The 14,172-nt window shown below is 35.7% G+C and carries 9 protein-coding genes; 2 read left to right on the top strand and 7 right to left on the bottom strand.

Annotated elements, in window-relative coordinates; all coding sequences use genetic code 11:
- The 3 genes from ACM55F_RS15850 to ACM55F_RS15840 form a co-directional block, all read right to left on the bottom strand.
- Window positions 1-707, bottom strand: a 707-nt coding sequence (locus tag ACM55F_RS15850) for a heavy metal-binding domain-containing protein (protein WP_416854806.1), incomplete at its 3' end; no start/stop codon positions are given.
- An 807-nt stretch (window positions 708-1,514) separates the two neighbouring features.
- On the bottom strand, window positions 1,515-1,751 hold the full coding sequence (locus ACM55F_RS15845) for a hypothetical protein (RefSeq protein ID WP_416854805.1): 237 nt from the start codon (window positions 1,749-1,751) through the stop codon (window positions 1,515-1,517).
- A gap of 214 nt (window positions 1,752-1,965) precedes the next feature.
- Complete coding sequence (locus tag ACM55F_RS15840) at window positions 1,966-2,433, bottom strand: thermonuclease family protein (protein ID WP_416854804.1); 468 nt, start codon at window positions 2,431-2,433, stop codon at window positions 1,966-1,968.
- Between the two features lie 106 nt (window positions 2,434-2,539).
- Here ACM55F_RS15840 and ACM55F_RS15835 point away from each other — a divergent pair, with 106 nt between their 5' ends.
- The gene (locus ACM55F_RS15835) at window positions 2,540-3,343 is read left to right on the top strand and encodes a hypothetical protein (protein ID WP_416854803.1); all 804 of its coding nucleotides are present in this window, start codon (window positions 2,540-2,542) and stop codon (window positions 3,341-3,343) included.
- 1,209 nt (window positions 3,344-4,552) lie between these two features.
- Here ACM55F_RS15835 and ACM55F_RS15830 read toward each other — a convergent pair.
- Window positions 4,553-5,692 (bottom strand): hypothetical protein, encoded by a 1,140-nt coding sequence (locus ACM55F_RS15830; RefSeq protein WP_416854802.1) that lies wholly within the window; start codon window positions 5,690-5,692, stop codon window positions 4,553-4,555.
- A gap of 228 nt (window positions 5,693-5,920) precedes the next feature.
- A complete protein-coding gene (locus ACM55F_RS15825; RefSeq protein WP_416854801.1) occupies window positions 5,921-6,079 on the bottom strand; it encodes a hypothetical protein in 159 nt (52 codons plus the stop codon).
- A 451-nt stretch (window positions 6,080-6,530) separates the two neighbouring features.
- On the opposite strand from ACM55F_RS15825, the gene ACM55F_RS15820 reads away from it, so the two are divergent.
- Window positions 6,531-12,611, top strand: a complete 6,081-nt coding sequence (locus ACM55F_RS15820; RefSeq protein ID WP_416854800.1) for a choice-of-anchor tandem repeat GloVer-containing protein — start codon at window positions 6,531-6,533, stop codon at window positions 12,609-12,611.
- 13 nt (window positions 12,612-12,624) lie between these two features.
- Here the strand turns inward: ACM55F_RS15820 and ACM55F_RS15815 are convergent, their stop codons facing one another.
- Together ACM55F_RS15815 and ACM55F_RS15810 are read right to left on the bottom strand one after the other, a co-directional pair.
- Window positions 12,625-13,059, bottom strand: a complete 435-nt coding sequence (locus ACM55F_RS15815; protein WP_416854799.1) for a hypothetical protein — start codon at window positions 13,057-13,059, stop codon at window positions 12,625-12,627.
- A 47-nt stretch (window positions 13,060-13,106) separates the two neighbouring features.
- Entirely contained in the window at window positions 13,107-13,622 is a 516-nt protein-coding gene (locus ACM55F_RS15810; protein WP_416854798.1) for a helix-turn-helix domain-containing protein, read from the bottom strand.
- Window positions 13,623-14,172: the final 550 nt, after the last annotated feature.

Raw genomic sequence — 14,172 nt, 5'->3', positions numbered from 1 at the left:
GCCTGACTTCCCTTTACAGCATGTTTATATTTTTTTTCGGTAGTTTTTATCATTTCCATGCCACATTTAGCACATTTTCCAGGGTCAGAGCTGACCTCATTAGGATGCATAGGGCAAGTGTAAGTTGTTTCTTGAACGTCAGTTTTAGTCATATCCATACCACATTTAGGGCATTTTCCTGGTTTGTCAGAAATTGTGCCATCCATTTTACAAACGTATTTAGTCACAATTTCAACTCCTGCCTGACTTCCCTTTACAGCATGTTTATATTTTTTTTCGGTAGTTTTTATCATTTCCATGCCACATTTAGCACATTTTCCAGGGTCAGAGCTGACCTCATTAGGATGCATAGGGCAAGTGTAAGTTGTTTCTTGAACGTCAGTTTTAGTCATATCCATACCACATTTAGGGCATTTTCCTGGTTCGTCAGAAATTGTACCATCCATTTTACAAACGTATTTAGTCACAATTTCAATTCCTGCCTGACTTCCCTTTACAGCATGTTTATATTTTTTTTCGGTAGTTTTTATCATTTCCATGCCACATTTGGCACATTTTCCAGGGTCAGAGCTCACCTCATTAGGATGCATAGGGCAAGTGTAACTTGCTTTTTGAACTTCCTTTTGCAGAGGTTTTGCGACCTCTTGAGCTTTTGCCAATGAATTTACTGCTAAGAATACGCTTAGTACGATAATTAATGTTTTCATCTTTAATTTTTTAAAATTTAACCTGATTGTTTCTGCTGTTTTGTCACAATACATTAATTGAAGAATTGCAAAATTGATTTTTAATTGTTTTTGTTAAATCTACCTGCTTTTGTAAATAGTCAATATTGATAAAAAGTTTGTATTTTAGTTTTGGTATTTCTAATTAGTACATTGGCGATTACCACTGAAAACAATATGGATTGCTATCAATGTTTTTGTAATTTATTTGATATCACTTTATTATTTTTTAATAAGTGTTTACCAATATTCTGTTTGAATAACTCTAAATAGAAGAACTAAATAATAGTAATTAAACTATGATTTAATAATTGTAATTAGCAAGAAAAATAAATAATTTTAAGGGGGAATTGCTCTCAATTTGACATAATTATGGCCGTCAAAAATTGGAATTTAGCTTATTTTTGGGATAGTCCAAATAGAATAGAATCCAGAAGAAACGAAGGATTCCGATTGATAAAATTTTAGTTTTTTGGTAGAAAAACTAAAATTGTTATTTTTAAAATCAATATCAAAAGTATTGATCATAGTAAACTGAAGAATCGAAACGGCTGTACATCCAAAATGTCCACATTTACCGCGACATTCTTTTTTGCAATTATCGCTTTTATCGCAACAAGATTTTTTTTCGGTGTTAGAGGCGGTTTCTTTTTTGCAACAATTTTTTTCAGTACTAATTTTATTTCTTCCACACGCAAAGCAATTACTTTGCATTAAGAAAATGCCAAGGGTAATGATTAATATTATCTGATTTTTTTTCATTTGTACTCTACAAATATTCATATAAAGTTAGTAAATTATATTAATAATCATCACAAAACATTTAAAAAAATCTTTCAGCAATGCTTTGATTTGATTTCCTGTTTTGTAGTGGTTTACATTTGCGATATCAAGTATATTTGTATTTTTGTTTTCTATGCCAGTTTGCAAATTCCAGTGATATTGACCACCCAATTCTAATTTAAAGTGAGCACCTGATTCCAATTCAAAATGACCACCTAATTCCGGAACAACAAAAAACTGCACTTCTTTGATTTCTCCCGTGTCTTTTCAATAATGGAGTGGACATGCTAACTTAGCCATCACAGAAAGTTAAGGATAGTTAAAGAAAGTACTTTTATTTCCCGATACAATATTTGAAGTAGCCAATATTTACAGTACTTAACGATGATTGGGCAACAAATAGCCAACAAATAATCGATAGAAACCATAAATACAAGGCAATAATAAACAATTTCTATTAGAATTTGCTCACTAAAGAATAAAGTCCTTTTGATGTGTTTTTAGCTTGTAAACTCCATTCTTGGTACAAAGGTAGCATTTTACAGAATACATCGCTATAAGGTTTCGCATATCCTTCCTTAATCATTATTTCGTTTAAAACTCTACCGTCATTTAGTATTAGGTATCCTAATGATCTACCATATTTATCTACCAAGTTATTGTGTTCTTGTACCAATGTGCAAATATCGCCCAAGTTAACTTGGTCTTTTAAAAAGTTAAATGAAAGGTATCCCAATTTGATTAATAGAGTGGCTGGCATTTGAAGTTCTTTTTCATCTTTTTTAATCTTATTGCAATAGTTGATTTCCGGTGCATCAATTCCATATAATCGAATTTCAAATTCTCTTTTTGTTAGATAATCCTCTGCAATAAGTCCGTCTCCATCTACGAATTTCTTCACTTTCAGAATAATATTTCTTGTCATAAGTTCATTAGCGTTAGAATGCTTCAGATTGCATTTAGTAAGTGGTTGATTATTAATATCTTGTCGTGTAAATTTAATAAATATTTTTAATTTAAAACATATAGAAATGGCAAGACAGAAAGGACATATTAAATATGTCGGAACTTTAGGGGAAGTGAGACACTTCAAAATTAAAGGTAACGAAGGTTACTTTGCAGGTCTAAAAGGTGGACCAACTGCGGAACAAGTAAAAACTGCACCAGGCTTTATTCGTACTCGTGAAAATATGAGCGAATTTGCAGCTTGTGCAAATGCGGGTAAATCATTAAGAGTTGGTTTGTCGGCATTGATGAAACAAATGTCTGATAGCCAGCTAACAGGACGACTTACTGCAATTATGAAAAAAATCAATATTGAGGATGGTTCAGAAGCTAGAGGACAAAGAGCTGTTTTGGTTTCTCAACAATCACAATATTTAAAAGGTTTAGATTTCAATAGAAATATTTCTTTTAATGGCGTTTTTTCTGCTCCATTTACCTTAATTGAAAATCTTGACAGAAATGAAAGTACTTTAAGTGTTCCTGCATTTAATCCATTGAACTATTTAAATATTCCATCAGGTGCAACACACTTTAGAATAATCAATGCTTTATCTGTACTTTCAGATTTTGTTTTTAATCCAGCCACAGGATCATATGAGCCTGCAGAACCATTATTAAATGAAACTTCAAAGATTTCATATTCTTTATATATGGCGATTGACTCTGTTACAACTTTGATGGATGTTATTACTACGTTACCCAATACACCAACATTAACAACAAATGTTACTGTTTTAGGAAGTATTGGAATAGAGTTTTATCAAAAGGTAGGTTCAAATTATTACTTATTCAACGCCGGTAATGCCATGAAAATTCAAGAGACTTTCTAAAAAGACCATCAGTTTGTAAGTTTGCAATATTTGCAAAGTAAACCCTTTCGAAAGAGAGGGTTTTTATTTTGCGCTATTTTGTCTATAATACGCAAACATATATGACTTATAATGCATTTAAGTGTGAAATATGTATTGACAAACTATTTGTTATTAATGGAGTAATGTTAATTGGCTTTAAATTATTTTATCATTGTGATATTTTCACAAAATTATTCCATTTTGATTCCCAGTATTTTAAATACTTGAATGTTTTTTTGTCACTCGGGTTCCTCATTTCATTCTATACCATATTATTTTTAAAAGAAAAAAAGAAAAAAAAGAAAGTCTTCGCGTTAATGTAGGTTTCAAAAGGAGTCAAGTTTTTTTGAAAAAATACTACCCTAATCGTTCTTAAGAATCGGAAACATCATCGTATAATCGACTGTTGTTATGGAAATTCAAGGGTGGAGATTTTTTTAAAAACCCGCAGGGCTTGAACTTTACTTTTTGAAACCGGAGCTTACCTTTACTTTCTTTTTTTTATTTTTTTTGGAAGAGGGGCGTTCTTGTTTTCCTTTTTTTGGGAGCGTTCTTATGGAATTGGCAATCAAACACCCCCAAGCACCGCAGAAAATAATAATTGTAGCGATAGCGGAAATAATTATTTTTCGAGGAGCGCAGTGGCGGTGTTGCGGCAATCGAACAGCCACCCTAGACCGGGAACGTAGCGTAGTCCCGCTTTTTCTGCGGGACGAAGTGGAGAGAAGGGCTAGGAGCGTGAAACGGCGGGGAAAATAGTATAATCAGCCCCTTTTCGGGGCGTTCCTTGATTTAGGGCGAAGTGACGTTTTTCACGGAACGGCGCCAACCCCGATGGCTGGGCGAAGGAGCAACCGCTGAAAAAATAAAGGGCGGCAGACATAATACTGCTGGAATGCAGTGCAGCGTAGTTTACGAAGCGAAACGGAATGAAGCGGTATTGTGGATGCATTAGCCCTGCCGAACGTAGGGTAGAGAACGTGTGAAGATGAGGAACGAAACAGCGCAAAAAAATAGCTGCTTATTTTCAAGCTGCTGTTTTTTTAGTGCTGTGTAGTGCCTGTGGAACGGAGGGAGGAGGCTTTTTCAGCCGACGACCGACTGGAACAGCCGAACGGAACAAAGTGAACGACCGAAGAGAGACCGCTTGATTGCCCGTGTTGTTGTAACGGAAATGTTGTTTTGACACTATCTGTGATAATAGTTTTGTTGCTTTGGTTTATGAAAATCTTCTCTGTCGTTTTCATTTAGCAATTCATCTTGTTTGTTAGTAAATGGATCAAACCAATCGGCTTTGTCGTTTGCCCACTTTATCCATTCTTTTAGCTCTTCTGTGAGCTTGTTTTCTTGGATTGCTTTTTGTTCGGTAGCCTTGATGAAATTTCTATAAATAGTAGCTTTGTCGAATTTCTCTGCATCCGAAAAGAGTTTTTTGGTTTTGATTATTTCTTTTTCATTTCTGGCTTTAAATTCTTGTTCTATTTTTTGCCTTCTCTCGTATTCTCTGTGCCAAATTTCTCTATCAATTGCATCTTGTTTTTCTTTAATGGCTTGTAATTCTAATTTGGCTATTATGTTAGGGATTTTATCTTCTATTTGACTAGTATTGGTGTCTGCCCATTCTTTTGTTGGGTAAACATCTAATTTGAACGATAAAAGATTTGAAGGTTCTAATTCGGTATAATCACTATATGTTCCTTTTACAATTTTTCTTTTTAATCTTTCTCTGAGTTCTATTTTTAGTTCAGTAGAATCAATTACTATTTTAGTACCGTCTTTTACAATTATTTTGTGACCTCTCTTTTGTAAGGCTTTTATAAAAATGTCCATAAACAATAATGCTCTTTTTACATTTTTTGGAGCAACAGTAATATTAAGTATACCAGTAGAAGTGGTAACAAGCCCTTTCATATTATGATATAAAAAAGGTTCTTTTGTTTTTAAATCATTTTTAGCATCAATAATTAACTGATTGGGTTTTGTTAGTTTTTCGGGGAATATAATAGTATTCTTTAATGAGGTTTTTAGCTCTTTGGTAAGTTGATTTAATTCGTTTCCTTCTCCATTTATGATTGTTTCAGAATCCTCTCTGAAATTTAATGTAATAGATGTTTCTACTTTATTATTTACAGGAAGTTTTTCAATAATAACCTTTTTATTAAATTGAATCTTTTGCCAATGACCATTTTTTGGTAATGGTATGTCAAGTCTTTTACAAACTTTTCGTAAGCCGTTATCTGAAAGGTTATATTTCTTTGCTAATTTAGACAATGGATTTTCCCAAACCAAGTCGTAAAGTTCTTTTCTGGTCAATTCAATAGTTTCCATAAAAACACCTTTTTAAAATAAGATATAAAGTTAGGAATATGTTGATTAGAAAAAGAAATTAATTCTACAGCTAGGCTATGAAGTAAGCGGGAAAAATGAATATAGGAATACTTGGGCTAAATGAGGGTTTCGTGCAGATGAATGAGGCAATTGAAATTATTTTTAAGAACAATTAAATCGAAGTATATTAATCTTGTAAGAAGCTTGTCTGACTGGGTTTCTGGAAGTTTAAAAACCGTCTTGCTTTATTCCAATATAATTGATTTTTGTTAAATCAACTTTTAAACCTGTGTATTGTTTTTCTTGCTCTTCTGGACTAAATAGTGTATCAAAATTATTTTCGGTATAATATTTTAATGGACCTACTTCGTTATAAGAATCTACCACAATAAAACGACTGATGGTGACTATTTATTCTAAAAACGAGTTGTAAATGACTGATTAATTTTAATATAATTTTAAGAATATTAGATTAGCACTTTCTTAACTTTAATGTTATCAAATAATTGATTTACAGTGTTTTGTAATTTAGTGCAACAATATTAAATTATCAAAAAAAGTTACTATTTACCATCCCCAGGTAGATGAAATAAATCCTATATCGGAAACCCCTACATTGGCAACCTGCGTTTAAAAGAAAAATAGAACACTCCATCCCAAAAAGGAATGTTCACTAATTGGATTTTGATGTATTTAGCATCATACTGGATATGTAACGAAATTATTAGTAACGGTTTAAAAATTACTGTTATAAATAAAAACGATGTCATAATGAAAAGCTTAACTAAAATCAATTGATTTTAAATGAATTATAATTTCTAATGTAAAAATCGTTCAAATGAAAAAACTAATACTCCTGTTTTTATTTGCTTTATGTTGTCAAATGACTGCACAGCCAGTTTTATATGGAACAACCAATAGAGGTAACGGTACTATTTCAAAATATGACATATCAACAAATAGTTTGACCGCAAATTATATTTTTCAGGATATGGGACGTCTTCCTTTTCTTAATTCATTTTGTACGGCTACTGACGGTAAATTGTATGGATTGATTGAAAATGGAGGTATTGGTTTTGGTGTCATAGCTTCGTATGACCCTTCAACTGGCATTTATACCAAACTCAAAGATTTTAATGGTAGCGACGGGGCTTACCCTCGAGGCAGCCTTGTTCAGGCCAGCGACGGCAAGCTTTATGGCATGACTTCCCAAGGGGGCAGCAGTGGAAATAATGGTGTTATTTTTTCGTATGAGCCTTCAACGAATATCTATACCAAACTCAAAGATTTCAATTACAGTAATGGGAGTTATACTTTGGGAAGTCTAATTCAAGCTAGCAATGGAAAACTTTACGGAATGACTCAAAGTGGAGGCGTCAGTGGACAAGGTGTTATTTTTTCGTATGAGCCTTCAACGGGTATTTATGCCAAACTCATGGATTTCAATGGTAGTGATGGGGCTAATCCTGATGGCAGTTTTGTTCAAGCCAGCAATGGAAAACTTTATGGAATGACTGTTCAGGGAGGTAGCGGAGGATACGGTGTTGTTTTTTCGTATGACCCTTCAACGGGCATTTATGCTAAACTAAAGGATTTCAATAATAGTGACGGGGCTATTCCAATAGGTAGTCTTATTCAGGCTAGCGATGAAAAGCTATACGGCATGACTAGCCAAGGTGGCAGCAGTGGGTTTGGTGTTGTTTTCTCTTATGACCTTGCAACGGACAATTATGTCAAACTAAAGGATTTCAATAATAGTGATGGAGCGAGTCCTTATGGCAGCCTTGTTCAGGCCGGTGACGGTTTGCTTTATGGGATGACGACACAAGGAGGCACCAGTGGAGTCGGTGTTGTATTTTCCTATGCACCTTCAACGGGTAGTTATATCAAGCTCAAGGATTTCAACTATACAGATGGGGGGTCTCCTTCCGGAAACCTTGTACAATCCAACGACGGAAACCTTTACGGAATGACTAGTGCAGGAGGAAGCGGTAGATATGGTGTTATATTTTCCTATACACCTTCCACGAACATTTATACCAAGCTCAAGGATTTCATTAACAGCGACGGGGCAATTACTTATGGTGGTCTAGTTCAGTCCAGCAATGGCCAGCTTTATGGGATGACTACGCATGGTGGAACTATAGGACAAGGTGTTATTTTTTCTTATAATCCTGCAACAGACATTTATACCAAGCTCAAGGATTTCGATAATAGCAACGGGGCTTCTCCTTATGGCAGTCTTGTTCAGGCTGGCAATGGTAGGCTTTACGGAATGACTTTTTTAGGAGGAAGTAATGGAGTCGGTGTTATTTTCTCTTATGACCCCTCAACGGGTATTTTTTTAAAACTCAAGGATTTAAACTATAGTGACGGAGCTTATCCTTATGGCAGTCTTGTTCAGGCCAGCGATGGGCAGCTTTATGGAATGACTGCTCAAGGAGGAAGTGGCGGAACCGGAGTTATTTTTTCGTATGAGCTTTCGACTGGCATTTATACCAAACTGAAAGATTTCAATGGTAGCGACGGAGCCTATCCTCATGGCAGCCTAGTTCAGGCGGGCGACGGTAAACTTTATGGAACGACTTTACAAGGGGGTAGTAGTAATTATGGCGTTGTCTTCTCGTATGACCCTTCTACTGGAATTTATGCCAAACTCAACGATTTCGATAGCAGTAACGGAGCTTATCCTCATGGCAGCCTTGTTCAGGCCAGCAATCACAAGCTTTATGGAATGACTACAGGTGGGGGCAGCGTAGCTGGTGTTCTTTTTTCGTATGACATTACAACGGGCATTTTTGCCAAACTCATGGATTTCAATAGTAGTGAAGGGTATGCTCCTCAAGGAAGCCTTTTACAGGCCAGCGACGGTAAGCTTTATGGAATGACACAATATGGTGGCAGTAGCCAATATGGTGTTGTTTTTTCATATGACCCTACCACAAATACTTACAATAAGCTTAGAGACTTCGATGGATCAAATGGAGGAAACCCTGCCTATGGAGCATTAATAGAATATGGGCAGTTTACACCTACAATTACTTCTTTTAGTCCTACAAGTGGAACTGTTGGAACTACTGTAACAATAACAGGAACAAATTTTAACAGTACGACTTCGAACAATGTGGTATTTTTTGGAGCTACAAAGGCTACGGTAACAGCTGCTACAACGAGCAGTTTAACGGTAACAGTACCTACCGGTGCGACTTATGCTCCTATAACGGTCTTAAATACAGGAAGTGCTTTGGCTGCTTATAGTTTAGCTAATTTTACCCCAACGTTTATACCTAATAAAGGTAGTATTACCGCAGCTGATTTTACTCCTAAAGTAGATTTCAGCCCAGGTTTAAATCCTATTTTTGTAGCTATAGGCGATTTGGATGGCGATGGCAAACCTGATCTTGCTATAGCTAATCAAAGTTCCGCTAGCGTATCGGTATTTCGAAATTTAGGCAATAGTGGTAGTATTGGAACAGGTTCTTTTGCGCCCAAGGTAGATTTTACCACAGGTTCTGGTCCCATTAGTATATCCATTGGTGATTTGGATGGGGATGGTAAACCTGATCTTGCAATAGCAAACGAAGGCTCTTCAACCATATCGATATTACATAATACGGCTAACCCTGGTAGCATTACTTCTAGCTCATTTGCTGCCAAGGTAGATTTTACAGCAGGTAGCGATCCTTTAAGTGTAGCTATATCCGATTTGGATGGTGATGGTAAACCTGACCTAGCGGTAGCTAATGGAATTTCTAATACCTTATCAGTATATCACAATACCGCTAGTCCCGGCAGTATTGGAGTGGATTCTTTTGCTTCAAAAGTAGATTTTAACACAGGTAATTTTGCTTATGGTTTAGCTATTGGTGATCTGGATGGTGATAGTAAGCCTGAGCTTGCGGTAGCAAATTATAGTTCCAACAGCGTATCAGTATTTCGCAATACGACCAGCTTTGGCAGTATTGGAGCGGGTTCTTTTGCTGCCAAGGTAGATTTTACCACAGGTTCATTACCCCAAAGTGTTGCCATTGGTGATTTGGATGGGGATGGCAAGCCCGAGCTTGCAGTAGCTAATTATAGCTCTGCTACTGTTTCTGTAATACGCAATATGACGAATCCCGGTAGTATAGATGCCAGTTCGTTTGCCGCAAAAGTTGATTTTTCTGTAAATGCAAATGCAGCCAGTGTAGCTATTGGTGATCTGGACGGGGATGGCAAACTCGATCTGTCGGTAGCTAATACTATTAATCCGGGTACTGTATCAATATTGCGTAATACTACTACTCTTGGTAATATTGGTATAAATTCTTTTGCATCTAAGGTAGATTTTAATACAGGCAACAACTCCGAAAGTATTACTGTAGGGGACTTGGATGGAGATGGTAAGCCTGAACTTGTAATAGCTAATAGTGGTTCGAGTACCATATCAATATTACGCAATAACCCGGTTTTTCCGCCTACAATTACTTCTTTTAGTCCTACAAGTGGAACTGTTGGAACTACTGTAACAATAACAGGAACAAATTTTAACAGTACGACTTCGAACAATGTGGTATTTTTTGGAGCTACAAGAGCAACGGTAACAGCTGCTACGACAACAAGTTTAACGGTAACAGTACCAAGTGGAGCGACTTATGCGCCTATAACTGTATTAAATACAGGAAGTGCTTTGGCTGCTTATAGTTCAGCTGATTTCACTCCAACTTTTACGCCTAACAAAGGTAGTATTACGTCAGCTGATTTTACTCCTAAAGTAGATTTTACCATAGATAACTTCTCTTATAGTGTAGCTATTGGTGATATGGACGGAGATGGTAAGGCTGATCTTGTATTAACTAACTATGGTACTAATACCGTATCAGTATTACGAAATACTGCTACCGCAGGCAATATTGAAGCAGGATCATTTGCTGAAAAAATAGATTTTGTCACAGGCACAAGCCCTCGTGGTGTGGCTCTCGGTGATTTAGATGGGGATGGCAAGCTTGAGCTTGTTGTAGCTAATTTTGATAGCAATACCGTATCGGTATTACATAATACTACTAGCCCAGGCAACATTAGCTCTGGTTCTTTTGCACCCATGATAAATTTTACAACAGGTTCGGGCCCCATTAGTGTGGCCATCAATGATCTGGATGGGGATGGCAAGCCAGAGCTTGCAGTAGCTAATCATTGGTCTAGTACAATATCTGTATTTCGTAATACGGCTATCATAGGCAGTATTGATATAGGCTCTTTTGGTGACAAGGTAGATTTTACCTCAGGGGGATACCCTGATTGTGTAGCTATTGGCGATTTGGATGGGGATGGCAAGCCCGAACTTGCAGTAGCTAATCAATTTTCCTCTTTATCAGTATTTCAAAATACGGCTACTCTAGGTAGCATTGGAGTGGATTCTTTTGCTTCCAAGGTAGATTTTGATGCAGGCTCACAACCTCTTTTTGTAGCCATCGGAGATCTTGATGGAGATGGTAAACCCGAGCTTGTTACTGTTGATTATAGTTCCTCCGCCGTATCAGTATTTCGTAATACAGCTATCCTTGGCAGTATTGGAGCGAATTCTTTTGCTGCCAAAGTAGATTTTGCGACAGGTTCGCAACCTTATAGTGTAGCCATTGGCGATTTGGATGGAGATGGTAAACCTGATCTTGCGGTACCTAATATAAATTCCAATACTGTATCGATATATCGAAATACGATTACCCTTGGCAATATTGGATTGGATTCTTTTGCTGCTAAAGTGGATTTTAACACAGGTCTGCTGCCTGCTAGTGCAGCCATAGGAGATTTGGATGGAGACGGCATGTCTGACCTTGCGGTAGCTAATTCCGGTTCTGCTCCTTATACCGTATCGGTATTCCGTAATAACCCGGTTTTTCCGCCTACTATCACTTCTTTTAGTCCAAGCAGCGGTTGTGCAAACACAAGCTCATTAATTATAACAGGAACTAATTTCACAAACGCTACTGCAGTTAAAATTGGAGGCATTAATGTGTTAACTTTTACAGTTGATTCAGCTACAACCATTACTGCAACAATTGGGGCTGGTACAACTGGATTAATAGAAGTAACTACCCCTGGAGGAGTAGCATTAAGTGTTAGTAATTTTACTGTTATTCCTCTCATTACTTATTTTCGTGACTTAGACGGTGATGGTTTTGGCAATATTGCAAACACGATACAGGCATGCTCATTACCATCAGGCTATGTCGCCAATAGTACTGACTGTAATGATATTAATATAAACATTCATCCCGGAGCAGTTGAAATATGCGCTAATGGCATTGATGATAATTGTAATGGTGTGACAGATGAAGCATGCCCTCCTACTCTAAGTATTAATGATGTGAGTGTTAACGAAGGAGCTATAGCAACTATTAATGTTTCTTTATCTAGTCCAAGTGCATTACCAATTAAATTTAATTATACCACAAAAGACGGAACTGCAACAAGTAAAGGTAAAACTAAAGATTATACCACAAAAAATGGTACATTGACCATTCCTGCAGGTTCTATATCAGCAAATATTACAATATCAATTGCATCAGATAATATATTAGAAACTACAGAATATTTTGATATAGTGCTATCAAAAGCAACTAATGCAACTCTTTTAGATAATTCAGGAAGAGTATCCATTATAAATGGAACTGCTATTGCCAAAGAAATAAACCCAGAATTTTTAGTAAATATATACCCAAATCCCTCAGAGGATCAATTTACATTAGAGATTTCGGATTTTGATACTGTGAAGGAGAAAGTAGAAATAACTGTATATAATATTTATGGCAGACTGGTATATAAAACAAATGGAGTAAAAAACAGCTATATTTTTGGTGAAAATTTTCCTCCTGGAATGTATATAGTTGATGTAAGAAGAGGTAATGAAAATAGTGTATTTAAAGTAATTAAGAATTAATGAAACTTTCAGATTATTGAAGTTTAAGGGCATTTATAAGACGATTATCTGCTTCGCCATAATCTACTAATTCGAAGTATAGTTTCAGATAATCAGTTTCTAGCCAATTTCTATTGGTTAGGATTAATTGATAATTGTCTATCATTAATTCTTTTATAACTTCACCTCTTTCGGTTAATGGTTTCAAGCAAGAACAATAAACAATATCATAGGCATTTATTTTCATAGCAAAATCTAACTCTAAGGTCAAGTGTTTGTGAATGATAAAAACTAAATCATCCTTGAGACATATCACTGTGAGGTTTTTTATCTCATCCGATTTTGTCTTATATAATTCAAAATTCTCTTTCTTTAAGGAAGTTGTATCGATAATTTTTAAAAATGATTGACTGAAATTATTTGATGGCCGTAAATATTTATATCCGTTGATAAAGATTTCTATTTTCATTTCATCTTCTTATTCAATTTTTGTTTGAATTACTGGTTTAGTTTTAACTATAAAAACCAAAGATTATTTTTTCCAAAATCAGGGAGTTTGTCTCCTTCAAAGTGAGGGAATATTTGCGCTACCATTTCCGGGTATTTGATGGTTACAATAGAATAGCAATTCTCCAATCCCGAAAATTCTTGAATTGGGCGGAGCATAGATTGATCCAGTGGAAGGGAAAAAAAAGTATCCATGTCACATCGCCTTATAACTGTTCTTGTACCGAATTTTGCAACATCAAGTTCTCCTCTTGAAATGATTCTGTAAATTGTTCTCCGGCTTATTCCAAATAAAAGGCTTGCCTGGTTTACACTGAGGAAATCTTTAACTTTTACTACTTCTAGGACAGGATTCTTGGCAGTCTCAGTCTGCTTGTTGCTTTGGGTGATCTTCGACTGCCTTGCGAGCGATTTGTAACCTTTGCTATTGCAGCTTAATGAGCAATAGCGTGTTTTTGTTGTGCGTGCGGTAAATTCATTTTTACAGAATTCACAGATGCGGGTAATCTTAATGTTTGTACTCATAGAAATGTGACTTTAGGTGTCCCACTGTGACTATGTGTGTCTCTACGTGCCATAATTTGGCCAAAAAAAAATATTTTTTTGTACCTCAAATTCCGAGGTACAACTGAGGTACAAATCTAATCAAAATAACGCATAATATCCAAAAGAAAGTATAAATAAAAACGAGTTAAAATATTGTTTATCAATACTTTAACTCGTTTGTTTGTTGTTGTTTTGTGATGTTTTGTTTTGCTACTTCCCGATGCAGAAAATGACTTTCCTCACTTTAATGGAGTTTTAAACTTCAGTGGTACAATTATGGTACAATTTAAAGCAAACTATCGCAAAATAAAACAAAGATATCCTTACAAGATAACATAACTCATGGGAGTTGTTTACACAAAAATAGCTATAAACTTTGAATATTGATTATATCACTGACATAAAAAAAGCTAAGTGATGTATGATTAGGGTACTTAGTTATACCAAACAGGGTTTGCCTTCAATTAAAAAAGCAAACCCTATTTTTAGACTTATAATTTCTTAGATTGTCTTAAAATCATAGTACCTC

It is taken from the genome of Flavobacterium melibiosi (assembly GCF_048158545.1).
Lineage (GTDB): Bacteria > Bacteroidota > Bacteroidia > Flavobacteriales > Flavobacteriaceae > Flavobacterium > Flavobacterium melibiosi.
The sequence above is the reverse complement of the archived record's forward strand: the minus strand, read 5'-3'. Positions and strand labels throughout refer to the sequence as shown.

Excerpts from the sequence above, each read along its gene's own strand:
- ACM55F_RS15810 (WP_416854798.1), bottom strand. The coding sequence starts at position 13,622 with ATGAGTACAAACATTAAGATTACCCGCATCTGTGAATTCTGTAAAAAT.
- ACM55F_RS15820 (WP_416854800.1), top strand. The coding sequence starts at position 6,531 with ATGAAAAAACTAATACTCCTGTTTTTATTTGCTTTATGTTGTCAAATG.
- ACM55F_RS15835 (WP_416854803.1), top strand. The coding sequence starts at position 2,540 with ATGGCAAGACAGAAAGGACATATTAAATATGTCGGAACTTTAGGGGAA.
- ACM55F_RS15840 (WP_416854804.1), bottom strand. The coding sequence starts at position 2,433 with ATGACAAGAAATATTATTCTGAAAGTGAAGAAATTCGTAGATGGAGAC.
- ACM55F_RS15830 (WP_416854802.1), bottom strand. The coding sequence starts at position 5,692 with ATGGAAACTATTGAATTGACCAGAAAAGAACTTTACGACTTGGTTTGG.
- ACM55F_RS15815 (WP_416854799.1), bottom strand. The coding sequence starts at position 13,059 with ATGAAAATAGAAATCTTTATCAACGGATATAAATATTTACGGCCATCA.